Below are 24,829 nucleotides of genomic sequence, written 5' to 3' on the forward strand. Positions count from 1 at the left end.
ATTATTTTTTTGTTTACACACCGTTCATCATTCCTTCATATAAGAATAGTATGTTCAAAGTGTAGAAAATATATCGTATCGAGGTGTGGACATATGATATGGCTCATTCTCTTCTTACCTGCCGTAATGGTCTGGGCATTCGTTCTCTTCATCCACGTCAAATCCGGAAAAAGTAATCATCATTACCATGAACCGCTAATCTTTTACTCACAGCGTATTTCTCCGTTCCGAGTTGAACATAATAAAAACAACTACAAAGACGAAACAGAAAAAAGCTATCGAAAATGATAGCTTTTTTTCTATAACTATTTTCAAACAATCCGATTCGTAAAAACTAATAATCCGCGAGGGATCCCCCCGCGGATTATTAGTTTTTATTTTGTTGGTGGATCAAATTTCACACCTACATCTTTTGATCCGCCTTCACTTCTTACAAGCTGTATAATTTTATTCGCTTCTTTTTGTGAATGCTTTGCTGCTTTCACAGTTACTTTAATGTCAGTTCCATCAGCTCTTACAAGGGCATCTTTATATCCTCCTTGAGACTTAATCACTGTCTCAAGTAATTCTTGCTTCGTTTCCATTGTAGTAATTGCATCAAAATTATCTTTCGCTTTACTCTTTTCTGTTGCTGAAGATTTTGCTGAATTCATGACTTCTTGTAATCTTGATTTTTGTTCACTTAGCTGATCTTCCATTTGCATACGTAACGCTGTGAAATTTTCATCACTTGATTGAACTGTTACGTTAGCATCTTTTTTACTTGTTTCTTTGTTAGCACTCTCTTTTTTGTCTGTTTCTTTATTTGTTTCTTTATTTGATGTTTCCTTGCTTGTATTTTCTTTTTTTGGCGTTTCTTTAGGTGCTTCATTTGTTACTGCTTTGTCAGTACCTTGTTTTTCTTGTCCAATCTTTTCACCTGTTGCCGGCGATGCTGTATTCATTTTGTCAGGAGTTGTTACGTAATAAACAGATAGTACAACAACTAAACTTAACATCGTTAATAGCCAAACCGTTTGTTTTTTTAACACTTTATTTCCTCCCTATCAATTTTTCGGTGAAACTGAAACGCGATGGGCTGGTACATCTAGCAGCCGTATGACAGCTTCTTTTACCATCGCTTTAACTTGTATATTATCCACTCCCTTTGCTACGACAAGAACACCTCGCACTTTCGGTTTCTCTGTTCGTAAAACAACGGGAGTTTCTTTATCCCCTTCACGTATAATGACGGTCTTTTCATCAAGGGACTCATCTTCTACTTTCCTCTGACCGCCTGTTTTATCTGTTTCACCTGTTGTTTGTGAACGTTTCACTGTATTTTTTTCTAATATTTTTTCTTCAGATGAATCTAAATTTACTTTAATCGTTACATTTTTTACTCCCGCTATTTCTTCTAAAGCTGCTTTTAATTCTTGTTCATACGCTTTTTCATACTTTTCTACATTTGACATACTATCATTATTTTTTTGTCCAAAAGTTGGTACGTCTTTTTCTTGGTTTTGCGTTTTTTGTTCTTTAAATACAGGTACTTCTTCTTTTTTACTTGAAAAAAGACTACTAGAAAACATAAGCAAAATCCCAAGTATGAGTAGGACAAGTAAAAACTTAGGTGTTATCTTTTTTCCCTTCTCATTGCTCTCTTTTTCATCCCCATTCAATAAGTTTCGAAAAAATGAGAACTTCGAATTTTTATCTTTATTGTCCATTTACTCTACCTGTCCTCCCTTCCATTTGAACTTGGATTTGTTTATTCTCTAGTTGCCATCTGCTTGAAAAGAAATCTTTCATTTCCACATTCGTTTCTTCTACTTTTTTCGGAGGTTCCTTCGTGTTAATTTCAACTGGTTTTACTGTTTCGATTGCATCATTTTTACTACGTTCTTTTTCTTTCAACGTCACAACAACAGTTTGAATATCTTTTGCTGACTTTACTTCCGCTGTACTTTCCGCTGCGACTATTTGTATTTCAGAGACTGTCATACCATACTTTTTCTCGAATTCTTTTCCTACTTCTTTTTTCATTTTGGTAGCCATCTCTTCTAAACTATATGCACGTGTTAGAGCTTGTATTTCTTTTTTCTTCGAATCTATTGAATTTTTTACAGATCCTTCTGCTACGTACTTCTCTTCATTAAAATTTGCGATTACTTCATTCACATCTGTTTGCAGTAGTTTAAAAAGAGGCGTTAAGATTAAAACAACTAATAATAGACTTACAACGAATTTAACGTACTTTTGCAAATTTGAATTTGGAAGAATAAGATGAAGCATTGTCGCTAAGAGTAAAAAAACGATAATATTTCTAATCCACTCTGTAACAAATTGCATACCCTTCACCTCCTACCGCATCATAAGTGTAATGTTCCCCGCAGCAATAATAATTGTGATACTTAAAAAGAACATAAATGATACGATAGCTAAGCAAGCAAATACATAAATGATGCTTCGCCCGATAATATCTAAACATTGAATAATTGCTCCGCTGCCAACTGGCTGTAATACTGCTGCTGCGAATTTATAAATAAACGCGATACAAAAAATTTGAATCGCTGGAAAAGCAACAATTAAGCATAGAATGACGAGCCCGATAATTCCGACTGTGTTTTTTAATAATCCCGATGCACTAATAACAGTATCCGCCGCCTCTGTAAACATTCTTCCTACTACGGGAATAAAGTTCCCTGTTACAAATTTAGCAGTTTTCACAGCTATTCCATCAGCAACAGCTGTCGCTGTTCCTTGTACAGATAATACCCCTAAAAAAATCGTTAAAAAAATACCGATAATCCCAACGCTAACGTTTTGCAGAAGCTTGGACAATTTCGTAACTTTATATTGATCACTCATCGTACTTACAATACTTAATATCGTTGCAAGTAATAAAAGTGGTAGAACGATATAATTCATCAAAAGCCCGCTCGTGTTCATTAAAAAGATGATAATCGGATGAAAAAACGATACAGATACAACACCACCTCCAGTTGCTATGAGTGCAAGCAAGATTGGCAATAGCGCTAATATGAAATCTACCATTGTTTGTATCGTTTCTCTTGCATATGTCATGACGACATAAAAACTATTTAAAGCGAAAATAATAAGTACCATATATACAACTGCATCCGCAATTTTACTTACACTACTCTTTGAAAATGCAGATTGCAGTGATTGCAACAATGCACTAAAAATTGTAAGCATAATGAGCGTTCCCAGCAGCTTCCCATTTGCAACAAGCTCGTGAAATAAATACTTTAATAAACCTAGCATCCACTCTTTTATAGAAATTTCTTTTTCTCCCTTTACAAACTCCATAAAACTACCTTTTTGACTCTCTGGTAAATAACCTCCATATTTTGTAACAAGCCCGTCCCAAAATTGCTTCACATCTTCAATTCCGAGCTTATCCAATTGTTGATCAACGACGTTTGTTTCTACAGGAGAAGCTTGTACAACAACCGGTAAAGAAAAGAAAAGGAAGCAAGCAAATAGCAGCTTAGCTCCAAACCCCCTCAACATTCACTCCCCCTTATCCCGTCGGTAAAAATCCGAGAATAGTTTCAATGACAACCGTCAAAATAGGAATCGCCATTACTAAAATCAAGATTTTTCCAGCTAATTCAATTTTCGAAGCGATTGCCCCCTGCCCTGCATCTTTTGTAATTTGTGCTCCAAACTCAGCAATATAAGCAATTCCAATAATTTTTAGCAACGTTTCTACATATACGTTGCTAACTTTTGCTTCACTCGCTACTCTCTCAATCATTTGTAAAATAGAGTGAATTTGATCAATTAAAAGAAGAAACATCACGCTACCTACGAACACAATAAATAACGACGTAATGCTAGATTTATGCTGATTCAATACAGCTGCTAAAAACGTAGCAACGAGGCCTAATCCGACAATTTGTATAATTTCGATTCGAACCGCCTCCTTTACTGGAAGAGAAAGACACTCTTAATCTTGTCGAATAGCGTATTAATTAAAAATGCCACATGAAATAAAATAACGACAAAACCGACAAGGATAACCCAATTTGCAATATCCTCTCGCTTTAATTCTTTTAGTACGGTATGAATAAAAGCTAAAACAATGCCGATTCCGGCGATTTGAAATATTAATCCAACATCAATGGACATCGCCTTTCTCCCTCCTATAGCAGTAAAATTACGATAAGTAGACCCGCTAGTACCCCTAAGCTCTTGATCATTTTTTCGTATTGCAGTTGTAATGCTTTCGCTTCCTCTTCTTCTCTCTCTAAATGTGTAATACATAAGCGAATATGTTTTTGTTGTGATTCTCGATCATGTTGTCCGAGCGTTTCGCCAAATTGCTGCAAAATTTCGTACTCAGTTTGTTGAAATGCTGTTAGCTTCCAATTTTCTTTCAAACTATCTATCCAAGCTTCTCTTACTGTTTGTTCTCCGCCTTCTAGCCTTCTAGCAAAACTTTGAAATATCCAATTTAACGGCTTAGGCATTTGTTTCACTAATCGCTCGGCAGCTTCAGACAAAGGTGTGTGCCCATACATAATTTCTGCCTCTAATGATTGAAGTGCCGCTTTTAATAATCTAAGTTGCCTTGGTCTCTCACTGTATCTTTTAGCGTATGAAAATCCGAAAAAGGTGCTGACCGCAACGATTAACACTGCACCAAATATTTTTACCATACGCCCTCAGCCTTTCTATGAGGTAATACCGATTTTCCATATTTATCTTTTACTTGCATAACTGTTCCTGGCCCTCTTGCTTTTGATAGCTCCACAAACCTATCAAATACACCGAGCTCCAGCACCGCTTTTAGTGATGGACGTTTCACAACATCATCATAAGAAAATCCATGTGCGCTTATAAAAAGCTGAACCCCAGCATGCACCGCCTCCATAATTGCTTCACTATCTTCTTTACGTCCAATTTCATCTACAATCAAAACATCTGGACTCATAGAACGAATCATCATCATCATTCCTTCAGCTTTTGGACATGCGTCTAACACATCTACTCGTGTGCCGAAGTCATATTGCGGAATACCTTTCACGCAGCCTGCAATTTCTGACCGCTCATCAACAATCCCCACTTTACAAGAAGGAATTTTCGAAGCACTTACACCTTGACTCATGCAACGTGCTACATCTCTTAAAAGTGTTGTTTTCCCCGTTTGCGGTGGGCCAATTACCATCGTGTTTAACCATCGTGATTCATACAAATACGGCAAAAGTGGTTCAGCAATTCCTATTTTTTGACGAGCGATACGAATATTAAAGGAAGAGACATCTCGAATCATTTTCACTGCGCTTTTTTCTGTAATGACTTTTCCAGCTAAGCCGATTCTATGTCCTCCTCGAAGTGTCACATACCCACGTTTTAATTCCTCTTCCATCGTATAAATTGAGAATTGACTTAACTTATTCAATAAGTAAATGGCATCCTCTGCTGTAACGATATAGTCATAAAAAAACACTTCGCCATGAGCAATACACTCTAGCGGTCTTCCAATTCGAACACGAATTTCCTCTAGAGCATCGTATTGCTTACAACTTTCCACTAGCTGCTTCATCGTTTTCGGTAAAACTTCTAATACTTCTTTCATCAGCTTCTCCCCACTATACTCGACTTACTATTTCAACAACGCGATAAAAATGCAGCCAATTCCAAGCGCTAGAAAAAAGAGTTTCAAGAAAGAAATCTCACTTGCCACACTCGCTATGCCTATTGTCATTGTTAAAATTAATACGGTCGGTCCAACAAACGCCAACATACCATTTATAAACAATGCTTTCTTCGCATCATTCACATAAAGCATAAGCAAAGCGGCGAATATTTCCGCGCTACCTGAAAACAACCGAAGTAACCCCATTACAAGCACGGATGTTTCCATTGCCGCTAGCCACTGTTTCATTCTCCCACCTTCTCCCATAACGGTTACTATTGCTACATTCCAAAAAAGAATATATTTGTACAACCATATGCAGGGGTTGTCTATTTCAGAAGTAAAAACATAATATTTCTCTATCGTCTATCCGTAGTCCGAATATTCGTATTGTCCAATGGGATATTATGGTATATTCAGTAGTGATGGGGAGTATAGACGATGCAGCATGAGAGATAGAACTAAAGTCATCTCGTGTACTACATATCGTATCGCGCCATTTTTTAAAAATTGACTATATGTGCAAAATGAGGGGGGAAAGTATGAAGGTATTGAAAATTAGTTTAACAATTGTAATAGAATTAGCTCTTATTTATCTTTTTTCAAAATTGGTCAGTTGGTCATTTATGGAGACCTTTTTCCTTGGAAGTTTAGCGATATTTGCAATTATGTGGTTAATTATTATGAATACTCATAGAAACAACATTACGGATCACGCAATCAGTAAAACACTGACTGGCGTTGAGACTGGCGAAATAAAACCATTTCAAATCGTTTTCACTCCATATATGGCGGGTACTCTTTCACTTGTTTTAGTTAGTTTTATTATCACTGCTATTTACTATCTACCCTATTTCCTATAAAAAAAAAGCACTCGTGATGATCACGAGTGCTTTTCTACTATGCACGAGAAACGTATTTACCTTCACCAGTGTTGATGATAAGCATTTCGCCTTCGTTAATGAAGATTGGTACTTGTACAACAAGACCAGTTTCTAATGTAGCTGGTTTTGTTACGTTAGAAGCTGTATCGCCTTTAATACCTGGCTCTGTTTCTGACACTTTTAATTCAACTGTGTTCGGAAGTTCAACACCAAGTACTTCATCTTGGTATGTCATAATAGATACTTCCATGTTTTCTTTTAGGAATTTAAGTTCGCGCTCGATTTGGTTTTCACCAAGTTCGATTTGCTCGTAAGTTCCGTTATCCATAAATACGTGAGACTCACCGCTCGCGTATAAGTATTGCATACGACGGTTTTCGATGTGTGCTTTTTCTACTTTTTCACCTGCACGGAATGTTTTCTCTTGAACAGATCCTGTGCGAAGGTTACGTAGTTTAGAGCGAACGAATGCAGCACCTTTACCTGGCTTTACGTGTTGGAAATCCATTACTTGCCAAAGGGCATTGTCCACTGAAATTGTTAAACCTGTACGAAAATCGTTTACTGAAATCATGTAAAAAAATCCTCCTGTATATTACAAAATAATAAGTTCTTTTGGTGATTTCGTAATTACTTCATTACCTTCACTTGTTACAATGATATCATCTTCAATACGTACGCCGCCAATACCTGGAATATAAATACCTGGTTCTACTGTTACAGCCATTCCTGGTTCAAGTACTGTATCAGAACGGAACGCTAAACCTGGTGCTTCATGGATTTCAAGACCAATTCCATGACCAGTAGAGTGTCCAAAGTATTCACCATATCCTTTTTCCGTTATGTAATCGCGCGTTAACGCATCCGCTTCACGGCCTGTTAAACCAGCTTTAATACCGTTCACACCACGTAATTGTGCTTCTAAAACGATATTATAAATTTCTTTCAATTTATCAGATGGTTCACCAACTGCAATCGTACGAGTAATATCAGAACAATATCCTTTGTAATAAGCGCCGAAGTCTAATGTAACGAAATCTCCTGTTTCTATCACTTTTTCAGATGCCACGCCGTGCGGTAATGCCGAACGAAGACCTGAAGCAACGATAATATCAAACGAAGAAGATGTTGCTCCTTGTTTTCTCATGAAAAATTCAAGTTCATTTGACACTTCAATTTCAGATACTCCCGGGCGAATGAATGATAGAATATGTTCAAAGGCAGCATCTGCAATCTGTGCAGCTTCCTTTAATATCTTAATCTCTGAATCAGTCTTTATCAAGCGTAACTTTTCTACAAGCCCAGAAGTTGGGATAAATTCAGCATCGATTACTTCTTTATGCGCTGAATAAGAACTATATGTAAGAGTATCTTGCTCAAAGCCAAGCTTTTGAATTCCCAGTTCCTTCACTTGCTTTGCAACTTCATCAATGATTAATCCTGCATGCTGTATAATCTCGTATCCAACCGCTTGTTTACTAGCCTGCTCTACATATCGGAAATCTGTAATAAATTGAGCACGATTTTTCGAAATCAGTACAACACCAGCTGTTCCTGTGAAGTTAGCCATATATCTACGACTATGTTCATTTGTTAACAAAATACCGTCAATACCAGCCTCATCAAATGCACTTCTTACTCTTTCGATTTTCTCCATTACTTTATGCCTCCCTCAATTTCTCCATTAATGCAAATAACGCTAACTTATAGCCATAAAAACCAAATCCAACAATTTGTCCCGCACAAACAGCTGCCGTCACAGATTCGTGACGGAACGACTCACGCTGGTGAATGTTAGAAATATGTACTTCAATAACAGGAATCGAAATGCTCGCAATTGCATCTCGAATCGCATAGCTATAATGCGTAAATGCTCCAGGATTTAAAATGATCCCTTCATATATATCTTCCGCCTCATGAATACGATCGATAATCGCACCTTCATGATTCGATTGGAAACATTCTAACTCCACTCCCATTGTTTCTGCTTCTTGCTTCATATCTGCTTCAAGTGTCGCTAGCGTGCCCTTTCCATATACATTTACCTCCCTGACACCGAGGCGATTTAGGTTAGGACCGTTTACGAGGAGTACCTTTTTCATATGTTTAAAACTCCTTAATATTAAATATCTATACAACATTTTAACATAGGAGTCACTTATTTGAATAGTTTGTCTTCTCTTCCCCTTCTCGCTCAGCTTTATTCGTATTTACTGCGTAGGAAACAGAGTATGCTATAAACACACCATACAATATAAAAATACATATCGTCGTCACAATTGTTTCTTTCGGTAAATGGAGTGCACTTTTAATGGCAGGCGCTATTAATCCCATTCCGAAAAATAGTAACGCCCACCAAAATAGCCCATAAATCATTCCTGGAATAATTCCTTCAAACTTCGCCAAAAACGCTTTATACAAAAAGGCAATCAAAATTGAGAGTAATCCCATACAAATAATTCCTGATACATTGCCCCATACCCCTTCTTTCCAGCTTCCAAAGGCAAATGGTAATAGTAAATAGTTCGGTCCCGCTTCCGTGAATGAAAATATATGAAGGAAATACCATATCCCCCCCCAAAAAATTCCACCAAACAAACCAATTTGCACATAATTCCTTGTTCCTAATTGTTCTTGACTCACATCGACACCTCCGCTCAATAGTATGCCCGAAACTATTTTGAACCATGTTTAAATACTGCGAAATTTGTCTATAAAAAGAATAAGAAATGTCCGACTCTCGTAACATTTTTCCTTGTCATATACTTGTATTTGTCGATAAAATAAAGGAAACTCGGTGATTGTCTTATTTCAAAATGACAGAACCCAGTATGACAATTGCCTCTTTTTCTACATAAGAGAGAAACAAATACAGGTTGGTGTTAACATGGCAGAAGAGTCAAAACAAATATATGGCGGGCAAGCAGTCATAGAAGGAGTTATGTTTGGCGGTAGAGAATATACTGTTACAGCGGTTCGTCGTAAAGATAAATCGATTGAATTTTATCGATTACCACGCGTTCGTAATAAAGCATTATCTATCCTGAAAAAAATTCCATTTTTACGAGGGATTGCCGCTATTGTGGATGCAAGTGCGAATGGAGCAAAACATTTAAACTTTGCTTCAGAACGATTTGATGTCCACCCAGAAGAAGACGAACAAATTGCAAATAACAAAGAAGAACAATCGAAATTAACGATGGTATTAGGAGTTGCAGCAGTTGGCGTTTTATCTTTCATATTCGGTAAAGTCATTTTCACAGCAGTTCCTGCACTACTAGCTGAATTAACGAGACCGATTTGCCCTTCTCATACAGGGCAAATCATTGTCGAAAGTGTCATTAAGCTCATGCTATTATTGAGCTATATATACTTTATTTCTTTAACCCCACTTATTAAACGGGTATTTCAGTACCATGGTGCGGAGCATAAAGTAATTAATGCCTATGAGAATAATCTTCCAATGACTGTAGAAAATGTTCAAAAACAAACTCGCCTTCATTATCGCTGTGGCAGTAGCTTTATTATATTTACAGTCATTATTGGAATGTTTGTTTATTTCCTTGTCCCTACAGATCCACTTTGGGCCAGAGTCGTAAACCGAATTTTATTAATTCCAGTCGTTCTCGGCATTTCTTTTGAAGTGTTACAATTTACAAATCGATTACGCGATATTCCAGTATTACGCATACTTGGATATCCCGGATTATGGCTGCAACTATTAACAACGAAAGAACCAACAGATGATCAAGTGGAAGTAGCCATTGCATCGTTTGAAGAATTATTACGTTTAGAAAACAAACAATAATTATTTGAAATTGGTGTTCAACTCCTTTCCTCATCGTTAATATACTAATTTTAATATATGTTTTTAGGAGGTGTCCCTTATGAACGGTCGTTCGTTTACATTCGCTATAGTTATGCTTATTATCGGATTAGCAATATTCGGCCTTGTCTCATCTGTCATTACAAATCCAATGGGTGTATTAAGAAATATCGGGTACATGTTACTTGTTGTCGGTATCTTTTATTTGCTATACAAGATGTTTACAAATTCTAGTGGTTCTGCAAATTCGCAAAGCTCTTATAAGCGTGCAGCGAAACAATCGAACCGCAAACATGGGAAACAAAATGTAGCACCCCTAAGCAATTCTTTCTTGAAATCAAACGCTTCTAATGACAAAGGTAAGAAAGGCGCTCCTTCCACTTTGAAGCGAAAAAGAAAACAATCTCATTTAACTGTCATTGAAGGCAAAAAAAACAAAAAGAAAGACCGTGCTTCCTTTTAGGAAATACGGTCTTTTTTTATATTTTGTAGTACTTCTTTCAAACTTTTATCTTTCATACTTTCAATTCGAAGATGATGATTTTCAAATGGTAAATTCCGTGTCACATCATTAGGTACAACAACGCACTTTAATCCTGCTGCAATCGCTGCTTTTAATCCGTTTAACGAGTCTTCAAATACAACAGCTTCAGACGGATCAATCCCTAAATCTTCTATCGCAATTCGATAAAGTGCTGGATCCGGTTTTACCTTCTCAACATCTTCCCTTGTTTTAATGACTTCAAAATAATCTCGAATTTGTAGCTCTTTCAAAAAAGAAGTAACCCATTCTCTAGATGAACTGGAAGCTAATGCGATTTTCAATCCCATTTCTTTCGCTTCCTCTAAATATTCTTTTACCCCGTCACGAGCTTCTGGTATTTTCATTTTCTCTTTATGTAAAGTTTTCACTTTTTCTTTTAATGCATCCTTGTTAAACTTCTCTTCTAATTGCTCATTTAAATATGCATATAGTACATCATCTGTCGTTCCAATACATTTTGCAAATTCCTCTAAAGGTAACTCCCCACCGTACTCACGAACGGCGTCTCTGAAAGAGTGAAACCATATTGTTTCTGTGTCCACAATTAATCCATCAAAATCAAAAATAATTGCTTTCATAATTTCCCCATCCTTTTCGGTTGAAATAAAAAAGGAAACGACATACGTTCCCCCTTAATTACTTTTCTCTTCATTTGCTTTTTGAACGCCACGAAGTGTTTCCACTCGAATCTCATCTTGTTCAAAATATTGCACTAGATCACCAATGCGGTCAATTGCTTCCCAACTTAAATGATGTTCAATTCCTTCTACATCATTGTAAATTTTACTTTCATCCAAACCGATAATACGCATAAATTGCTCTAGCAAGTCATGACGGTATACGAGACGCTCTCCGATTTTTTTACCTTTTGATGTTAATACAAGCCCTCTATATTTTTCATAAATTAGATATTCATCTTTGTCTAATTTTTGCACCATTTTTGTTACAGAGGATGGATGTACACTCAGCGCTTCAGCAATATCAGATACGCGGGCATAACCCTTTTCATCAATCAACAAATAAATTTGTTCAATATAATCTTCCATACTAGGGGTAGGCATCGGTTTCCTCCATCCAATTTCATTTTGCTCATTCCGTACGAAGCAATCAATAAAATGATACACCAGAAAGAATAACGTGACAAGTTGAAAACAAGCCTAAATATTTAAAAGAAAAAAGAACTTGCATTCCAATACAAGTTCTTTTCATGTAAAATATTGAATTTCTGCGTTAGGAAAAAAGTGATGAATATATCCTCTAATCGTTTCTTCCAATACTTCTGCATCATCTTTTTTATATACGTATTTCCCGATGCCATATCGTCCCCATTTATATTTGCGCTTCTCTTCATCCATTTCAAGCTTCGTATTCGGATAACGCTCTTGAATGACCTTTTTTGCTGGTTTTGTAAAGCGATGTTGAATTAATTCAAATGTTAAATTCGGTATCGACAAATCTTTTAGCGCATTGTACAGTCGCTCAAATAGTTCACGGTATCCTTCTTCCCATCCTTCATGCATATAAAGTGGCGCAACTATAAACCCAAGTGGATAACCCGCACCTGCTACTTTACGAGCTGCTTCAATTCGTTCTTCAAAAGGTGATGTCCCCGGCTCAAAATTTTTGATTACATACCGTGAATTAATACTAAATCGAAAACGAGTTTTCCCATTATGTTTTGCATCTAATAAATGATCAACGTGCGAATATTTCGTAACGAAACGTAAACGCCCATGCTCACTTTCTCCAATGAATTCAATCGTCCGCTTTAATGCATGTGTTAAATGATCAATTCCAACAATATCTGATGTACAAGCCGCTTCAAACCTTGTTATTTCTGGTGCTCTTTCATCCATATACTGCTTTGCCTTCTCAAATATTTCATCAAGATTGACATACACGCGAACGTAAGGCTTACTCCCAAGTGTTGTTTGCAAATAGCAATAATGACAATGTCCCATACACCCCGTTGCGAGCGGGATTGCATATTCAGCTGACGGTTTTGACGTATCAAACTTTAATGTTTTCCTCACCCCAACGACAAGTGTTGCCTTTGCATTACGATACTTTTGCAAGTCATTTTCACCTGGCAAATTTCTAATTTGATTATGGGATGTCGTTTCACGAATTTCTAATCCCATCTTCGTAAACTTCTCATACAGCTCTTTTCCAAGCGGATATTCGAGTGCCTTCGGTTCAAAGTAAACGAGTTTTGGCATAAATGGTTTCATATACTTCCCTCCTCTCGTTAGTATGGGAAACGATGAAAAATTAACACTCATTAAAGTTTTCCACTTCAGTAACTTGCGTTGCAAGTTACTGAATGTTATAATTTGGATAACAGCTACCTTGCAACGCAAGTTACCTGAGTAAAAGGTGGTGAAATCATGCACAGCCAAATGTTAAAAGGTGTGCTCGAAGGTTGCATCCTATACATCATTTCACAAGAAGAAGTGTACGGATATGAACTGAGTACAAAATTAAATAAACACGGATTTACATTCGTAAGCGAAGGAAGCATATATCCGTTATTGTTACGTATGCAAAAAGAAAAATTGATTGAAGGAACATTAAAAGCCTCCTCACTCGGTCCAAAACGTAAATATTATCACGTAACCGCTAAAGGATTAGAACAGCTTGAAGAATTTAAACAAAGCTGGGGAATGGTTTCAACAACGGTGAACAATTTATTACAGGGAGAGTGATGAGGATGAATGCGCAAGACATGATTAAATTGAACAACAAAAAACGCGAACTTCTAACACCTGAAAATGAAGTTGTTTATAGCGATATATTAGTTTATCTTCGTTTATCTAACGTGCCAGAACAACAAGTAGAAGAACTATTACTAGAAATATTAGACCATCTCATCGAAGCACAAACAGAAAATAAAAATGCTTATGACATTTTTGGTGATGACTTACAATCTTATTGTGATGAACTCATATCGGCTTTGCCGGTTCAAACAATGTTAGAAAAAACTTCTTTAATCGGCTTTGTTATTAGCTTACTTCTCGCTATACAGTTTGGAATGGACACCATTGCTTCTCTTTTCATTTTCTTTTTTGAAAAGAACACCGAAATAATAAGTCCACCTTTTAGTATCCTTGGAACTACTTTGTCGGTTTCAATAATTATACTAGGTATACTATTCATTTTATATTTATTAAAGCGGTACTCCTTTGATCAGAAAATGAATTGGAAAAGAAGAATTCTATTTGGATTCGCATTTGCTATCCCATTTTGTTCCGCTATATTCTTAAATATTTATTTTAAAAAACAACCTTATCTCATTTATCATCTAACCTTTTGGCAAAACGCCTTAATCGCTATCTTATTTTTTGTTTTATATAAATTACTATATAAAAAATCAAATTTTTAACAGCCTTTCAAAAGGCTGTTTTTCTTCTGTCTAATTTTACAAATTGAAAAATTTCATAAAGAAAATAAGAAAAATGCAAAATAATTAAAGTTAATTGTTGACGTGATGCTTTTATTATCGGTATCATAAATCTTCGTGAGCAATTATTTTTCGTTATACGATTTTTTTATTATTACTGAATTTTTGAGAGGAGAAATTAAATGTCAGTTAAGAAGAAAACGCAAGTACGCACCGGCAAAATGGTACGTGAACTAATGTTAGCAGACGAAGATGTAAATGCTTCGCTAATTATGGTATATAGTGAAAACGGTGTAAACGCAGAAATTAAAATCGAGGGCTTAACGCCGAAATGTAACGAAGAATTATTTTTGAGCGGAAACGTGGATTGGAACAAGAGTGTTATTTATAAAATTGTTGATTTCACTGGGAACGCTGAAGTTGGTAAAGTTACATTAACAGCGATGAACAAAAATAATGTTTCTCTAGAAGTTGAACGCGTTATGTGGAGCAAAGAAAATAAAGAAGCTGCTGAGCAAGAAGAAACTGTTGTAGAAGCTACTCCGAAAAAAGAAGTATTTGTAGAAGCTCCAAAAGCAGTTACACCTGCTCCAAAACCTGTTACGCGAGTAGAAACACCTGCAGCACCTAAACCTACTCCGGTACCGACACCGAAGCCAGTAAGTGTAGAAGCAGCCGTGGAACTATCTACTCCAGCACCTGTGAAAAAGGCAGCACCAACTCCAGTTACAAAGCAAGAGACAGCACCGGTCGCTCCTGCAAAACCGAAGCAACCTGCTTTGACTGAAACAAATACAAAACTACAAGAAAATTATGTTAAACTTGTGAAAAAGACAATTGAAGTTTGTCAAGATTACGAGCTTGGCATCGACATAGATGATTCTATTGAAAGCTTAAAAAAAGAACTACAAAGCCAAGGTATTAGCGTTACATTTGACAAAGAAATTATGGACGTTGTAAATCGCCTTCGTTCTTTACAAGATAAAGGAATCAAAGTAGAAAAAGTACTTAATTTACTATAAAAAAATAAGAGGTGGCAATTGCCACCTCTTATTTTTTATAATTCCATTCCTTACTTTCATACTTCTCTTTTGCTAATGTTTGGACTTCATGTAACTGTTCTTCTGTTAATTCATACGGAACAAGCTCTACATCTAATCCTTTTTCAAACCCAACCTCAAACGCTTTAATTAACTGCTCGATTGTAAACGTACGGTCTGTTAATTCATTAATGGCTACCGCTTTAGAAGAGAACATACTCTTCATACGCTCTTTTACACGTTCACTCGGGAATAAAAACAGATCGTATAATTCATCTAAATCTATTTCTAACGGAATCGATCCGTGCTGTAAAATCACACCTTTTTGACGTGTTTGAGCACTACCTGCGATTTTTCTTCCTTCTACTACAATTTCATACCAAGACGGTGCATCAAAGCATACGCCTGAACGTGGATTTTTTAAATTTTCACGGTCTGCTTCTGTTTTTGGAACTGCATAATACGCTTCTAATCCTAATGCCTTAAAACCGTCTAATAAACCTTGCGAAATAATACGATACGCTTCTGTAACTGTTTTTGGCATATTTGGATGATCTTCAGACACAATAACACTGTACGTTAATTCTTTATCATGTAGTACACCCCTGCCGCCTGTTTGACGACGAACGAATCCATATTTCTTTTCGTTAACTACATCCATATTAATATCTTTTTCAACACGCTGGAAATACCCAACTGTTAATGTTGGTACTTCCCATTCATAAAAACGAATGGTTGGTGGCATTTTCTTTTCACTTTGCCAATTTAATAAACATTCATCTAACGCCATATTAAATGCCGGTGAACATTGACCAGAGTTAATATAACACCATTTTTCTTTTCCCATCCTGCACCTCATATAACCAATTATTTTTCACATTCTCTAGTCTACCAAATTCGACAAAATTTGTGAAAGAATACGAAATTTCTTCTTATATGCAAATGAATCTGTTGCATAAATACATACGGGCATTATAATATTGAAAGTAGGATAAGAAAAAAGGGAGCGATAGAACCGTGTCAACAACTTGGATTATTTTATTAGCCGTAATCGTAGCGTTCATCGGCTACACTGTATGGATGTATTTCTATCAGAGAAAATTAATTAAAACACTTTCAGAAGAAGAGTTTCGCGCTGGCTACCGTAAAGCACAGCTTATCGATATTCGCGAAGCAGACGAATATACTGCAGGACATATTTTAGGCGCACGTAACATTCCGTTATCACAAATTCGCCTTCGTCATAAAGAACTTCGCAAAGATCAACCAGTTTACTTATACTGCCAAAGCGGATTCCGTACTGGTCGTGCAGCTCAATACTTAAAAAAACAAGGCTACAAAGATTTCTACCAATTACAAGGTGGATTCAAAACGTGGACTGGAAAAATTAAAAAGAAATAATAACATACAAAAACTAGCTGAATGATTCAGCTAGTTTTTTCATTTGAAAACTTTCCACGTTATTCTCACACATTTTGACAAAACTATTTTGCAAACAAAAAGACCCCTATCATTCTTACGCCCAAGTGAAAAGGTTACGCGAATAAAAAGAAGCCTTATTCATACCATAGTTTGTGAAAAGCTTTTCAGGTCAAGATTTTTTCATTCTTGTTATTTTCCCTTTATAATAAGGGAAAGAGGTGATACATATGGCCAATATAAAACAAATTGCAAAAACCGCTGGTGTATCCATATCAACTGTTTCCCGCGTCCTTAATAATCACCCTTACGTAAAAGAAGAAAAACGTAAGCGTGTTCTAGATGCTGTTGAAGAATTGAACTATGCAAAAAATATAAATGCTATTCATTTAATAAAGGGAAAAACATATACAATCGGGGTTATGCTCCCCTTCATTAATCTTCCATACTTTAGTACCATTATTGAAGGAATCGGAAACGAAGCGTTAGCAGCTGGATATCACATTAATTTATGTCAAACAAATTACGATAGCCTCGAAGAGATTCGTGTTCTTGAAATGATGAAAATGAAACAATTCGACGGAATGATTATTTGCTCTCGAACGAGTTCTTGGGAACAAATTGAACCTTTCGCAAAATTTGCCCCTATTATTTCATGTGAAAAGATAAAGCATCCCCTCATTTCATCCGTCTACGTAGATCACTATGAAGGCTTCCGTCTCGGCACTGCCTATTTACTCAGTAAAGGCCATGAAAAAATCGGAATCTGTTTAGCAAGAAAAACGAGTGCAAATTCTATGGAGCGCGAAAAAGCATTTGCTGATACGCTGCATAACGAAGGTAAAACGGTACATCCAGATTGGATTTTTCATCAATGCTATACGATGCAGGATGGTGCAAAAATACTTCATCGCATTTTAAACATGAAAAATCGCCCAACCGCTATTTTTACAGCGAACGATCAAGTTGCAGCTGGTTTATTAACAGAGGCGCGAAAACATGGCATTCGAGTCCCTGAAGAACTTGCTATCCTTGGATTTGATAATCATGAAATTTCAAAGGCGTTAGAAATTTCCACAATTGAACACCCCGGTCTCGCAATGGGCTCACATGCTTTTTCTTTATTCCATAAACAAATCCAAAGCGAGCAAATTGCCGGGAAGGCAGAAGAGCTTTCATTCCATTTAATTGAGCGAGATACTGTCTAAAAAAAGAGTGTTACCTGTAGCGCTCTTTTTCAGCTCTTCACCTATTGACTTTATATTTTCCATCTCATATAATGAACCTAACGAACGGTAGGTAGGGGATGAAAATGACAGCAAACCGCATTAAAGCTGTAGCACTTTCTCATTTCGCACGCTACGGCTATGAAGGAACTTCATTGGCAAATATTGCTCAAGAAGTTGGGATTAAAAAACCATCGATTTACGCACACTTTAAAGGAAAAGAAGAGCTATATTTTATATGTTTAGAATCTGCTCTTCAAAAAGATTTACAGAGCTTCACAGACGATATCGAAAAATTTTCAAATTCGTCTACTGAAGAATTGCTCTTACAGTTACTAAAGGGCTACGCACAACGATTTGGTGAAAGTGAAGAATCAATGTTTTGGTTACGAACTTCTTATTTTCCGCCTGATGCATTTCGCGTACAAATTATCGAAAAAGCGAATGCACACATTGAAAACGTCGGAAAACTTTTATTCCCTATATTTAAACAGGCAAACGAGCAAAGTGAACTGCATAACATTGAAGTAAAAGACGCTCTAGAAGCTTTTCTATGCTTACTGGACGGACTTATGGTTGAACTACTATTTGCAGGTTTAAATCGCTTTGAGACTCGTTTAAACGCCTCTTGGCAAGTATTTTGGCGAGGTCTTTCAAACTGACGGATTGCTCCTTTGCAATGCGTCGTTTTTAAGCCCTTTACCTAACGACTGGTAGGAAGGAGAAATGACATATGGCATGGATTTATGTAATCATAGCTGGTATTATTGAAATCTTTTGGGTGATTGGACTAAAAAAAGCGGAGGCACCACTTGAATGGGCTGGTGTTGCGTTATTAATTACAATTAGTTTCGTCTTATTATTTAGAGCTTATAAAGATTTACCTGTCGGCACTGTATACGCAGTCTTTACAGGAATTGGAGCTGGTGGGATCGTTCTTACAGAGATTTTCGTCTTCGGAGAACCTTTCTCTATTGTAAAAGTTTTATTAATCGGTTTAATCTTCTTCGGAGTAATTGGGCTAAAACGAGTAACAGAAGAAAAAGAAGCGAAGGAGGCCGCATAAAATGGCTTGGGTATTTTTAATTCTAGCTGGTATTTGTGAAATTATTGGTGTACTCTTTATGAAAGTAGCCACTGAAAAGAAAGGCTGGGCACCAAAAGTTATTTTAATCGCTAACTTCGGCGTAAGTTTCTTCTTCTTATCCCTTGCGATGAACACGTTACCGATGGGAACTGCTTACGCGATTTGGACTGGAATCGGAACTGCGGGAAGTGCACTTCTAGGTATTCTTATTTTCCGCGAATCAGCGGATTGGCGTCGTCTTGCCTTCTTAAGCTGCATTCTATGCGGCGCTGTTGGCTTAAAACTATTAAGCTAACGTGAGGTGAATGTCATGTGGAAAGAAAAAGGAAAACAAATGTTAGCATGGATTACACTCGGGAGTGTCATTCTATTGCAAATCAGTTTTCATATAATAGAATGGTTGTTTCATAAAATAGTATCCATTCTTACCTTCCTTCCTAGCATGGCACTTGAAATTGCATCTATTGCTTGGTCAGTTATTGCCTCCATTGCAATCGTCATTATATGGAGTATCGCCAAACTATGGAATAAATTATTTAAAAAGGACAGTACTTCTGAAAAAGAGTAACTGTCCTTTTTTACATTCATTCAGACTTTCTATAGAAGTTTGATGTGATAAGACAAAGAAGACCAACTATGACAATACTTATACCAATTCCTTTATGTAAATTAGGAAATGGTGATGGTATATCTGAGTAAAAATTTGCTAAAATGAGACCGATTGAAAATAAAAATATCCCTATTCTATATAACCATTTTCTTTTGTTCATCATTCTCCCCCCTAAAATTTTTCATACACTCCTTTCTTTTGGACATACTACCTAAAAAAGGAGTGAATACTATGCAAAATTCTATACATAAGCAGATCCTATTTTTATTTTTCCTCTTTCTCATTCTCGTTATCGTTTTCAGCTTTATATTACATACTCCAAAAGATGTTGTACCGAATAGCCTCTCTGTTTATAAACTCTTACTTTCATATTGTCGTTATTGAATAAGGTGCCTTCTATAAGGCACCTTTTAAAATTCTCTCTTCTCATACAATTTCACTGAAACGAAGATAGATACTATGAACATGCATATTGAACTACTGAATAACAAGCTGTTATATAGTTGAATTTGTTCCATGCTGATTTCAAAGAACATAGTACCAATTGCTGTCGGTGCTATTAGTATGAAAAGCGTAATAAAAGAAGCTTTTTTATAGCCAAACCAAAACAATATTGGTAAAACAATGCTTAAATATATAAAAACAAAGCCAGAAATCGTAATTACTGTTGTCGTTATAAATTCAAAAGTTCCATCTTCAAATCGATTGATTACTACAGGACTAGACACTATCATACTTATAATAAAAATAATAAGTGCCATTATGTATTTAGCTAACACAATTTGCTTTCTCGCTAGCGGCAAACTATTTACTATTACTTCACTATTATATTTTTTATCGTCATTAAATGTTTTTAAAATTGCTATTACTGGAATTATGGCTGACATAATTATGTAAAAACTTTTCATGTCTATTAATGTCATATACAAGAAAAGAGGGTATATTAAGTGCCATATTAAATACTTCCATTGCACGATAAAGTCTTTAATTATAAGTTGCTTCACAATCACTCCCTCCTTATAAATCACGCTCATTATACAAATGAATTGAGAAAAACATGGACATAACATATAAAAGAAGCAGCCCTGCTATAAAACAAATATTTACGACTAAACTCGTGTTCCAAGCATTTTCTACATCTAACCAGACGTTACTTACAATCAGTCCACTTAAATACCCCAATGCAAGTCCGGCGAACGGAGCAATTTGTTTTACACTGCTATATCCTACTGAGAATTCAATCGGAAGTACAATTATGCTACAAACAACCCCACCTGTTATACCTCCGAGAATTTCTCCCCACAGCATAAATCCAGTCATATATTCATTTTGTAGCTGTAGTAAACCAACCACTAGTGAGAAACATCCACCTAAAGCAACTAAAATACTTACAAATACGTATCTCCCTATGACAATATCTTTACGGTCAAACGGTAAACTATTTACTATCAGTTCGCTTTTATTTTTCCCCTCATAACTCATTGACAGTATCATACCAAGAGTAGGTACAAACATGCTAAATGTCATCAAAAAACTATCACTACAAAAATCAACAATGAGCAGGAACAAGAAACATATAAGATAAACAAACCCTAACTTTCTTTGCATCATCATATCTTTTAAAACTAATTGCTTGATCATGTATTACACCCCCTAATATGAAAATGTCCCTTCTATAACTCTGCCTCCTGAAACATTTTCATTGAGAGAAACATTGATATGACTATACTTACTAACACTCCGATACCAAGAACACTCATTGCTAGTGTAGCCTCTTGAGAGTGGAGTACTTTTAACATAATTGTTTTATCCCCAAAAATATTGCACATAAGACCAATCATACCCATTAAAGGAAATAGCATAATCACATTCAAGACAGTAATAGCTTTATATCCCCCAATGTAATTAGCAGGTATCGTTACTACACAATAAATCAAAGTTGCTACTATTGCTGAAAATATTGCATATCCAGGAATAACTATATCTCTGTTCAACAAAATATTTCCTAATATTACGACTATAGAAGTTATACTCAAACCGACTATAATAAATAATGTGCTTGAAATATATTTAGCTATAACTATCTCTTTTCTCATTATAGGCAAACTCACTAATACTTTTTCTGTTTTACTTTTTTCTTCATAATAAAAAGAAATATATATAATCGTACTACATGTTATAAATAATCCTATTGCAATCCCCATCGGTTCTACGGAATTTCTAAAAACAGATAAAATAGGTATTAAAAAATATAAAGGAAACATCTTCTTCTGTAAGAAAAACTCCTTCAAAATCAACTGTTGCATATGAATTCCCCTCTCTATAAATCACGCGTTTCATACATTTTAATTGTAAGAAACATAGAAACGATATAGACACTAGCTAATATAATTCCTCCAACTATAAATACACCAATATGCATAGGATTCATAATCCACTCAAGGAATGAAGGTGTTGTTTCATTCAGCCCATCACTAATAAATATCCAAAGTATACCCCCCACTCCTATTGATGCTGCTGATACTAGACTTCTTGCTACCTTCGATTTTGTACCATAATAACTAGGGAAAAAAGTGACAACCAAAAATACGGCGTAAACAGCTCCATTTATTACTTCATACCATGGAATTTCAATGTATAGATTCGGATGATAGGCACCGATATCACCAATGACCACAATGCCTCTTACAAGAAAAACAACTAACATCGTAGAGAGTATGCCACCAACAATAAATATTGCACTGGAAACATATCTAGCAATTATGATATCCTTTCGGCTTACCGGTAAACTATTTATAATAATGTCACTGTTATTCCTTTCATCCATAAAAGTTAACGTCATAACGGAAGAAAGGGTTATAAATAGACAACTCATCGAAAATAACAATTCACCACTTGGATCTAACATAAATAATACAAGAGGCATAATTAGATTCACTAACCACGTTACCCGAAAAAAGAACAAATCTTTATAGATGAGCTGACGCATAAGCACCTCTCCCTTTTGCGGTGTAAACGATAATATCATCTAATGTAGGCTTTTCTAGTACAACCTCATTTCCAAACCAATCGATAATTGCTTGTTTATCCTTCGCTAAACCTTCGAAACCAAATTTATTTTTTCGTAATCCAACAAATAATTCTTTTCCTTCTCGGTCTAATAAATCATTACTTCCTTTTACGATTACGTAGTTCTCCATTAGTTCATCTTTCTCACCAGTAAATATAATTTCTCCATCATTGATGAACGTAATATAATCTGCGATGCGCTCTAAATCTGTTGTAATGTGCGTTGAGAATAATACAGATACTTCATCCTCCATTACAATTTCTTGCAAAATATCAAGTAATTCACTTCGAACAACTGGATCTAATCCTGCTGTCGGTTCATCCATAATGATAAACTCTGCGTGATGTGAAAGTGCGATAGCAATCGCAAATTTCATTTTCATCCCTTTTGATAGTTCTTTAATTTTTTTATACTTCGGAACTTGTAATCTGTGCATATACGATTGATACTGCTCTTCGTCCCACTTTTTATATAACGGTGCAATAATACGTTTCATTTGTTCACACGTTAAATCTTCGTAGTAATGATTTTCATCATATACAAAACCAATATTTTGTTTTATTTCCTTTTCAGCTTTCTTATTGTCTTTGCCAAAAATTTTTATATCACCGCTATCTTTTCGAATTAAATTCATAATCATTTTGATTGTCGTACTTTTCCCTGCGCCATTCGGTCCGACAAATCCCATAATATATCCGCGTGGTAACGTAAAACTTATATTTTTCACTACAAAATCTTGATAACTTTTACAAACATTTTTTAGCTCTAACATCTCTTATTCCCCCTCATATAAACACGCAATCATCTGCTGTAAATCTTCAAGTGAAAGCTGCAACGCTTTACTTTCATTTACAATCTCTTCCGCTTTACTTTCCAATAGACGAAGCCTTTGTTCTTTTAGTAGTTCATTATTTTTACGTGAAACATAAGTCCCCTTCCCAGCAACAGTTTCTATATATCCTTCTTTTTCAAGCTCCTCGTACGCACGCTTCGTTGTAATTACACTAATTTGTAATTCCTTCGCTAAGCTACGAATAGACGGTAATTGGTCTCCACCCTTTAAACCACCATTTAAAATAAGCTGGCTTAATTGTTTTCTTATTTGTACATAAATAGGGTCTTGGGAAGAATTCGAAATAATAATATTCATGTTTTCCTCCAGTGTGTATATACTGTATATACCTTATATATACAGTATATACACACCATCCTATTTTTGGCAAGAAAAAAAGACCAACATTTTCCTGTTGGTCTTTCGTATATGTATCACTTTTCAAAGCGATCTAACATCTCATCTCTCATTCCGAAACTCACTACCGCAATTCCTACATACATAAACAGAAGGAACGCCGGATGAACTGTGTTGTACCAAGTGCTATCAACAATTAAATAAATCGTTAATGCTACAACAAGAACAAACGCTAAGATAAACATATAAAAGTGTCTTGTACTACCCATAATAAACTCCTCTCTTCTCTCGTCACCATTCAACAGTATATTGTATCGAATAATTCGATATGACTCAAGGTTAACTTTCTGTTATGTAATCAAGTTCCACCTTTACAATGTCCTCACATGCTATTGAAATGATTGTTCCTTTCTTATCAATTGCCGTCACTTCTCTATTATCCATTACACGATGTGCTACTCTTTCTAATACTTTTCCTTGATCTCGATAACAAAATTCTTTTACATCTTTAATCGTTTTTCCGTTTTCTAAATGGTATATCATTCTATAACACCGATATCCCACATTTTCACCCCCAACTTGCTCGTTTTTTCACATATACATAAAAATGAGTCATTCCTATCTCATTGCATCTTCTTAATTTCAATAAAATTCTAACAAAAATAAATACTTTTATCAAACTGACTTTTTCAACAAAATCACCTATGAAACTACTTCTTTACACCATTATGAAACAAAAAATATAAAATTTTAACATTTTCTTCACTAGTTCTGCATAAAGTGAAACTTTAATCAGCGGGGGATTTTTGTTCATCCCCATTGATTATCAGCCCACAAATCGCGGGACAAATTCTCCATACAAAAAAAGAACCCGCATATAGCGAGTT

The 24,829-nt window shown here is 35.7% G+C and carries 39 protein-coding genes; 13 read left to right on the forward strand and 26 right to left on the reverse strand.

The features are described 5' to 3' along the window. The first annotated feature begins 93 nt into the window (after positions 1–93). Complete coding sequence (locus DN389_RS16395) at positions 94–288, forward strand: hypothetical protein (RefSeq protein ID WP_002107729.1); 195 nt, start codon at positions 94–96, stop codon at positions 286–288. 86 nt (positions 289–374) lie between these two features. On the opposite strand, the gene DN389_RS16400 is transcribed toward DN389_RS16395, so the two are convergent. The 9 genes from DN389_RS16400 to DN389_RS16440 are packed head-to-tail and all read right to left on the reverse strand — an operon-like array spanning position 375 to position 5,896. Next, positions 375–1,031: a SpoIIIAH-like family protein gene (locus DN389_RS16400; protein ID WP_087985166.1), complete on the reverse strand. Its 657-nt coding sequence runs from the start codon at positions 1,029–1,031 to the stop codon at positions 375–377. Between the two features lie 15 nt (positions 1,032–1,046). Next, positions 1,047–1,709 carry a stage III sporulation protein AG gene (gene spoIIIAG / locus DN389_RS16405; protein WP_087985167.1) on the reverse strand — a complete coding sequence of 221 codons (663 nt, stop codon included), beginning with the start codon at positions 1,707–1,709 and terminating at the stop codon, positions 1,047–1,049. Continuing rightward, on the reverse strand, positions 1,699–2,331 hold the full coding sequence (gene spoIIIAF, locus DN389_RS16410) for a stage III sporulation protein AF (RefSeq protein ID WP_001161039.1): 633 nt from the start codon (positions 2,329–2,331) through the stop codon (positions 1,699–1,701). The genes spoIIIAG and spoIIIAF overlap by 11 nt, the downstream gene beginning before the upstream one ends. A gap of 12 nt (positions 2,332–2,343) precedes the next feature. After that, positions 2,344–3,516: a stage III sporulation protein AE gene (gene spoIIIAE, locus DN389_RS16415; RefSeq protein WP_000943696.1), complete on the reverse strand. Its 1,173-nt coding sequence runs from the start codon at positions 3,514–3,516 to the stop codon at positions 2,344–2,346. Positions 3,517–3,526: 10 nt separating this feature from the next. Then, entirely contained in the window at positions 3,527–3,910 is a 384-nt protein-coding gene (gene spoIIIAD, locus DN389_RS16420) for a stage III sporulation protein AD (RefSeq protein ID WP_079998460.1), read from the reverse strand. Between the two features lie 23 nt (positions 3,911–3,933). Further along, positions 3,934–4,137: a stage III sporulation protein AC gene (spoIIIAC, locus tag DN389_RS16425; RefSeq protein ID WP_000020914.1), complete on the reverse strand. Its 204-nt coding sequence runs from the start codon at positions 4,135–4,137 to the stop codon at positions 3,934–3,936. A 14-nt stretch (positions 4,138–4,151) separates the two neighbouring features. Beyond that, positions 4,152–4,667, reverse strand: coding sequence for a stage III sporulation protein SpoIIIAB (gene spoIIIAB, locus DN389_RS16430; RefSeq protein ID WP_000238693.1), 516 nt, complete (start codon positions 4,665–4,667; stop codon positions 4,152–4,154). Next, the gene (gene spoIIIAA, locus DN389_RS16435) at positions 4,661–5,587 is read right to left on the reverse strand and encodes a stage III sporulation protein AA (RefSeq protein WP_060488303.1); all 927 of its coding nucleotides are present in this window, start codon (positions 5,585–5,587) and stop codon (positions 4,661–4,663) included. Before spoIIIAA ends, spoIIIAB begins: the two co-directional genes overlap by 7 nt. Before the next feature lie 27 nt (positions 5,588–5,614). Further along, the gene (locus DN389_RS16440) at positions 5,615–5,896 is read right to left on the reverse strand and encodes a YqhV family protein (RefSeq protein ID WP_000816054.1); all 282 of its coding nucleotides are present in this window, start codon (positions 5,894–5,896) and stop codon (positions 5,615–5,617) included. Between the two features lie 293 nt (positions 5,897–6,189). On the opposite strand from DN389_RS16440, the gene DN389_RS16445 reads away from it, so the two are divergent. Continuing rightward, positions 6,190–6,510: a hypothetical protein gene (locus DN389_RS16445; protein WP_060488302.1), complete on the forward strand. Its 321-nt coding sequence runs from the start codon at positions 6,190–6,192 to the stop codon at positions 6,508–6,510. A gap of 37 nt (positions 6,511–6,547) precedes the next feature. Here DN389_RS16445 and efp read toward each other — a convergent pair whose 3' ends face one another. Genes efp through DN389_RS16465 form a run of 4 tightly spaced genes read right to left on the reverse strand, consistent with a single transcriptional unit; the run spans position 6,548 to position 9,174 of the window. Further along, complete coding sequence (efp, locus tag DN389_RS16450) at positions 6,548–7,105, reverse strand: elongation factor P (protein ID WP_000626521.1); 558 nt, start codon at positions 7,103–7,105, stop codon at positions 6,548–6,550. Positions 7,106–7,126: 21 nt separating this feature from the next. Then, on the reverse strand, positions 7,127–8,188 hold the full coding sequence (gene pepQ / locus DN389_RS16455) for a Xaa-Pro dipeptidase (RefSeq protein WP_098189932.1): 1,062 nt from the start codon (positions 8,186–8,188) through the stop codon (positions 7,127–7,129). A gap of 4 nt (positions 8,189–8,192) precedes the next feature. After that, the gene (aroQ, locus tag DN389_RS16460) at positions 8,193–8,633 is read right to left on the reverse strand and encodes a type II 3-dehydroquinate dehydratase (protein WP_000757087.1); all 441 of its coding nucleotides are present in this window, start codon (positions 8,631–8,633) and stop codon (positions 8,193–8,195) included. A 52-nt stretch (positions 8,634–8,685) separates the two neighbouring features. After that, on the reverse strand, positions 8,686–9,174 hold the full coding sequence (locus DN389_RS16465; RefSeq protein WP_116892318.1) for a YqhR family membrane protein: 489 nt from the start codon (positions 9,172–9,174) through the stop codon (positions 8,686–8,688). A 244-nt stretch (positions 9,175–9,418) separates the two neighbouring features. Here DN389_RS16465 and DN389_RS16470 point away from each other — a divergent pair, with 244 nt between their 5' ends. Together DN389_RS16470 and DN389_RS16475 are read left to right on the forward strand one after the other, a co-directional pair. After that, positions 9,419–10,339: a DUF1385 domain-containing protein gene (locus DN389_RS16470; protein ID WP_088123381.1), complete on the forward strand. Its 921-nt coding sequence runs from the start codon at positions 9,419–9,421 to the stop codon at positions 10,337–10,339. A gap of 79 nt (positions 10,340–10,418) precedes the next feature. After that, entirely contained in the window at positions 10,419–10,820 is a 402-nt protein-coding gene (locus DN389_RS16475) for an SA1362 family protein (RefSeq protein ID WP_001014467.1), read from the forward strand. Here DN389_RS16475 and DN389_RS16480 read toward each other — a convergent pair. The 3 genes from DN389_RS16480 to splB all read right to left on the reverse strand — a co-directional run bounded on the left by DN389_RS16480 (position 10,817) and on the right by splB (position 13,132). Further along, complete coding sequence (locus tag DN389_RS16480) at positions 10,817–11,479, reverse strand: HAD family hydrolase (RefSeq protein ID WP_142343563.1); 663 nt, start codon at positions 11,477–11,479, stop codon at positions 10,817–10,819. The genes DN389_RS16475 and DN389_RS16480 overlap by 4 nt on opposite strands. A gap of 54 nt (positions 11,480–11,533) precedes the next feature. Then, entirely contained in the window at positions 11,534–11,962 is a 429-nt protein-coding gene (gene mntR / locus DN389_RS16485) for a transcriptional regulator MntR (protein WP_001143070.1), read from the reverse strand. 144 nt (positions 11,963–12,106) lie between these two features. Further along, the gene (gene splB, locus DN389_RS16490; protein ID WP_000802111.1) at positions 12,107–13,132 is read right to left on the reverse strand and encodes a spore photoproduct lyase; all 1,026 of its coding nucleotides are present in this window, start codon (positions 13,130–13,132) and stop codon (positions 12,107–12,109) included. A 156-nt stretch (positions 13,133–13,288) separates the two neighbouring features. Here splB and DN389_RS16495 point away from each other — a divergent pair, with 156 nt between their 5' ends. The 3 genes from DN389_RS16495 to DN389_RS16505 all read left to right on the forward strand — a co-directional run bounded on the left by DN389_RS16495 (position 13,289) and on the right by DN389_RS16505 (position 15,323). After that, positions 13,289–13,606, forward strand: a complete 318-nt coding sequence (locus DN389_RS16495; protein WP_076540145.1) for a PadR family transcriptional regulator — start codon at positions 13,289–13,291, stop codon at positions 13,604–13,606. A gap of 5 nt (positions 13,607–13,611) precedes the next feature. Next, positions 13,612–14,283 carry a DUF1129 domain-containing protein gene (locus DN389_RS16500; protein ID WP_149237371.1) on the forward strand — a complete coding sequence of 224 codons (672 nt, stop codon included), beginning with the start codon at positions 13,612–13,614 and terminating at the stop codon, positions 14,281–14,283. A gap of 200 nt (positions 14,284–14,483) precedes the next feature. Continuing rightward, positions 14,484–15,323: a hypothetical protein gene (locus DN389_RS16505; RefSeq protein ID WP_000111929.1), complete on the forward strand. Its 840-nt coding sequence runs from the start codon at positions 14,484–14,486 to the stop codon at positions 15,321–15,323. A 28-nt stretch (positions 15,324–15,351) separates the two neighbouring features. Here DN389_RS16505 and DN389_RS16510 read toward each other — a convergent pair whose 3' ends face one another. Next, a complete protein-coding gene (locus DN389_RS16510; RefSeq protein ID WP_000514072.1) occupies positions 15,352–16,188 on the reverse strand; it encodes a lipoate--protein ligase family protein in 837 nt (278 codons plus the stop codon). A gap of 170 nt (positions 16,189–16,358) precedes the next feature. Between DN389_RS16510 and DN389_RS16515 the strand changes: the two genes are divergently transcribed. The 6 genes from DN389_RS16515 (at position 16,359) to DN389_RS16540 (ending at position 19,641) form a co-directional block, all read left to right on the forward strand. Then, positions 16,359–16,742, forward strand: a complete 384-nt coding sequence (locus tag DN389_RS16515) for a rhodanese-like domain-containing protein (RefSeq protein ID WP_000108656.1) — start codon at positions 16,359–16,361, stop codon at positions 16,740–16,742. Positions 16,743–16,990: 248 nt separating this feature from the next. Next, positions 16,991–17,968: a LacI family DNA-binding transcriptional regulator gene (locus tag DN389_RS16520; protein WP_098189923.1), complete on the forward strand. Its 978-nt coding sequence runs from the start codon at positions 16,991–16,993 to the stop codon at positions 17,966–17,968. A 98-nt stretch (positions 17,969–18,066) separates the two neighbouring features. After that, positions 18,067–18,648: a TetR/AcrR family transcriptional regulator gene (locus DN389_RS16525; protein WP_142343562.1), complete on the forward strand. Its 582-nt coding sequence runs from the start codon at positions 18,067–18,069 to the stop codon at positions 18,646–18,648. Between the two features lie 71 nt (positions 18,649–18,719). Further along, the gene (locus DN389_RS16530) at positions 18,720–19,052 is read left to right on the forward strand and encodes a DMT family transporter (protein ID WP_000312344.1); all 333 of its coding nucleotides are present in this window, start codon (positions 18,720–18,722) and stop codon (positions 19,050–19,052) included. Between the two features lies 1 nt (position 19,053). Further along, positions 19,054–19,368: a DMT family transporter gene (locus DN389_RS16535; RefSeq protein WP_000312623.1), complete on the forward strand. Its 315-nt coding sequence runs from the start codon at positions 19,054–19,056 to the stop codon at positions 19,366–19,368. 15 nt (positions 19,369–19,383) lie between these two features. Continuing rightward, positions 19,384–19,641 (forward strand): DUF3975 family protein, encoded by a 258-nt coding sequence (locus DN389_RS16540; protein ID WP_087985176.1) that lies wholly within the window; start codon positions 19,384–19,386, stop codon positions 19,639–19,641. A gap of 16 nt (positions 19,642–19,657) precedes the next feature. Here DN389_RS16540 and DN389_RS16545 read toward each other — a convergent pair whose 3' ends face one another. From DN389_RS16545 to DN389_RS16585, 9 genes are all read right to left on the reverse strand, one after another. Further along, the gene (locus DN389_RS16545) at positions 19,658–19,843 is read right to left on the reverse strand and encodes a hypothetical protein (protein ID WP_048531110.1); all 186 of its coding nucleotides are present in this window, start codon (positions 19,841–19,843) and stop codon (positions 19,658–19,660) included. Positions 19,844–20,093: 250 nt separating this feature from the next. Beyond that, entirely contained in the window at positions 20,094–20,687 is a 594-nt protein-coding gene (locus tag DN389_RS16550; RefSeq protein WP_088123388.1) for an ABC-2 transporter permease, read from the reverse strand. Positions 20,688–20,700: 13 nt separating this feature from the next. Further along, positions 20,701–21,324, reverse strand: a complete 624-nt coding sequence (locus DN389_RS16555) for an ABC-2 transporter permease (RefSeq protein WP_149237372.1) — start codon at positions 21,322–21,324, stop codon at positions 20,701–20,703. A 32-nt stretch (positions 21,325–21,356) separates the two neighbouring features. Then, complete coding sequence (locus tag DN389_RS16560; protein WP_088123390.1) at positions 21,357–21,989, reverse strand: ABC-2 transporter permease; 633 nt, start codon at positions 21,987–21,989, stop codon at positions 21,357–21,359. A gap of 14 nt (positions 21,990–22,003) precedes the next feature. After that, the gene (locus DN389_RS16565) at positions 22,004–22,672 is read right to left on the reverse strand and encodes an ABC-2 transporter permease (protein WP_001249437.1); all 669 of its coding nucleotides are present in this window, start codon (positions 22,670–22,672) and stop codon (positions 22,004–22,006) included. Next, the gene (locus DN389_RS16570; protein ID WP_088123391.1) at positions 22,653–23,525 is read right to left on the reverse strand and encodes an ABC transporter ATP-binding protein; all 873 of its coding nucleotides are present in this window, start codon (positions 23,523–23,525) and stop codon (positions 22,653–22,655) included. Before DN389_RS16570 ends, DN389_RS16565 begins: the two co-directional genes overlap by 20 nt. Positions 23,526–23,528: 3 nt before the next feature. Further along, positions 23,529–23,903, reverse strand: a complete 375-nt coding sequence (locus DN389_RS16575; RefSeq protein WP_001021351.1) for a GntR family transcriptional regulator — start codon at positions 23,901–23,903, stop codon at positions 23,529–23,531. Between the two features lie 116 nt (positions 23,904–24,019). Beyond that, positions 24,020–24,211 carry a hypothetical protein gene (locus DN389_RS16580; RefSeq protein WP_000535935.1) on the reverse strand — a complete coding sequence of 64 codons (192 nt, stop codon included), beginning with the start codon at positions 24,209–24,211 and terminating at the stop codon, positions 24,020–24,022. 70 nt (positions 24,212–24,281) lie between these two features. Further along, positions 24,282–24,485 (reverse strand): DUF3929 family protein, encoded by a 204-nt coding sequence (locus DN389_RS16585; protein ID WP_000639158.1) that lies wholly within the window; start codon positions 24,483–24,485, stop codon positions 24,282–24,284. Positions 24,486–24,829: the final 344 nt, after the last annotated feature.

The organism is Bacillus sp. AY3-1, from assembly GCF_008368785.1.
Lineage (GTDB): Bacteria > Bacillota > Bacilli > Bacillales > Bacillaceae_G > Bacillus_A > Bacillus_A wiedmannii.

Bases quoted from the DNA above. Each gene is read 5' to 3' on its own strand.
- DN389_RS16585 (WP_000639158.1), bottom strand. From the start codon at position 24,485: ATGATATACCATTTAGAAAACGGAAAAACGATTAAAGATGTAAAAGAA.
- DN389_RS16525 (WP_142343562.1), top strand. From the start codon at position 18,067: ATGAAAATGACAGCAAACCGCATTAAAGCTGTAGCACTTTCTCATTTC.
- DN389_RS16480 (WP_142343563.1), bottom strand. From the start codon at position 11,479: ATGAAAGCAATTATTTTTGATTTTGATGGATTAATTGTGGACACAGAA.
- spoIIIAE (WP_000943696.1), bottom strand. From the start codon at position 3,516: ATGTTGAGGGGGTTTGGAGCTAAGCTGCTATTTGCTTGCTTCCTTTTC.
- DN389_RS16475 (WP_001014467.1), top strand. From the start codon at position 10,419: ATGAACGGTCGTTCGTTTACATTCGCTATAGTTATGCTTATTATCGGA.
- DN389_RS16510 (WP_000514072.1), bottom strand. From the start codon at position 16,188: ATGGGAAAAGAAAAATGGTGTTATATTAACTCTGGTCAATGTTCACCG.
- DN389_RS16545 (WP_048531110.1), bottom strand. From the start codon at position 19,843: ATGAACAAAAGAAAATGGTTATATAGAATAGGGATATTTTTATTTTCA.
- DN389_RS16570 (WP_088123391.1), bottom strand. From the start codon at position 23,525: ATGTTAGAGCTAAAAAATGTTTGTAAAAGTTATCAAGATTTTGTAGTG.
- splB (WP_000802111.1), bottom strand. From the start codon at position 13,132: ATGAAACCATTTATGCCAAAACTCGTTTACTTTGAACCGAAGGCACTC.
- DN389_RS16495 (WP_076540145.1), top strand. From the start codon at position 13,289: ATGCACAGCCAAATGTTAAAAGGTGTGCTCGAAGGTTGCATCCTATAC.
- DN389_RS16540 (WP_087985176.1), top strand. From the start codon at position 19,384: ATGTGGAAAGAAAAAGGAAAACAAATGTTAGCATGGATTACACTCGGG.
- mntR (WP_001143070.1), bottom strand. From the start codon at position 11,962: ATGCCTACCCCTAGTATGGAAGATTATATTGAACAAATTTATTTGTTG.
- spoIIIAB (WP_000238693.1), bottom strand. From the start codon at position 4,667: ATGGTAAAAATATTTGGTGCAGTGTTAATCGTTGCGGTCAGCACCTTT.
- spoIIIAC (WP_000020914.1), bottom strand. From the start codon at position 4,137: ATGTCCATTGATGTTGGATTAATATTTCAAATCGCCGGAATCGGCATT.
- pepQ (WP_098189932.1), bottom strand. From the start codon at position 8,188: ATGGAGAAAATCGAAAGAGTAAGAAGTGCATTTGATGAGGCTGGTATT.
- DN389_RS16535 (WP_000312623.1), top strand. From the start codon at position 19,054: ATGGCTTGGGTATTTTTAATTCTAGCTGGTATTTGTGAAATTATTGGT.
- DN389_RS16500 (WP_149237371.1), top strand. From the start codon at position 13,612: ATGAATGCGCAAGACATGATTAAATTGAACAACAAAAAACGCGAACTT.
- efp (WP_000626521.1), bottom strand. From the start codon at position 7,105: ATGATTTCAGTAAACGATTTTCGTACAGGTTTAACAATTTCAGTGGAC.
- DN389_RS16575 (WP_001021351.1), bottom strand. From the start codon at position 23,903: ATGAATATTATTATTTCGAATTCTTCCCAAGACCCTATTTATGTACAA.
- DN389_RS16445 (WP_060488302.1), top strand. From the start codon at position 6,190: ATGAAGGTATTGAAAATTAGTTTAACAATTGTAATAGAATTAGCTCTT.
- spoIIIAA (WP_060488303.1), bottom strand. From the start codon at position 5,587: ATGAAAGAAGTATTAGAAGTTTTACCGAAAACGATGAAGCAGCTAGTG.
- DN389_RS16395 (WP_002107729.1), top strand. From the start codon at position 94: ATGATATGGCTCATTCTCTTCTTACCTGCCGTAATGGTCTGGGCATTC.
- DN389_RS16565 (WP_001249437.1), bottom strand. From the start codon at position 22,672: ATGCGTCAGCTCATCTATAAAGATTTGTTCTTTTTTCGGGTAACGTGG.
- DN389_RS16555 (WP_149237372.1), bottom strand. From the start codon at position 21,324: ATGATCAAGCAATTAGTTTTAAAAGATATGATGATGCAAAGAAAGTTA.
- DN389_RS16560 (WP_088123390.1), bottom strand. From the start codon at position 21,989: ATGCAACAGTTGATTTTGAAGGAGTTTTTCTTACAGAAGAAGATGTTT.
- DN389_RS16505 (WP_000111929.1), top strand. From the start codon at position 14,484: ATGTCAGTTAAGAAGAAAACGCAAGTACGCACCGGCAAAATGGTACGT.
- spoIIIAF (WP_001161039.1), bottom strand. From the start codon at position 2,331: ATGCAATTTGTTACAGAGTGGATTAGAAATATTATCGTTTTTTTACTC.
- aroQ (WP_000757087.1), bottom strand. From the start codon at position 8,633: ATGAAAAAGGTACTCCTCGTAAACGGTCCTAACCTAAATCGCCTCGGT.
- DN389_RS16520 (WP_098189923.1), top strand. From the start codon at position 16,991: ATGGCCAATATAAAACAAATTGCAAAAACCGCTGGTGTATCCATATCA.
- spoIIIAG (WP_087985167.1), bottom strand. From the start codon at position 1,709: ATGGACAATAAAGATAAAAATTCGAAGTTCTCATTTTTTCGAAACTTA.
- DN389_RS16440 (WP_000816054.1), bottom strand. From the start codon at position 5,896: ATGAAACAGTGGCTAGCGGCAATGGAAACATCCGTGCTTGTAATGGGG.
- DN389_RS16580 (WP_000535935.1), bottom strand. From the start codon at position 24,211: ATGGGTAGTACAAGACACTTTTATATGTTTATCTTAGCGTTTGTTCTT.
- DN389_RS16470 (WP_088123381.1), top strand. From the start codon at position 9,419: ATGGCAGAAGAGTCAAAACAAATATATGGCGGGCAAGCAGTCATAGAA.
- DN389_RS16530 (WP_000312344.1), top strand. From the start codon at position 18,720: ATGGCATGGATTTATGTAATCATAGCTGGTATTATTGAAATCTTTTGG.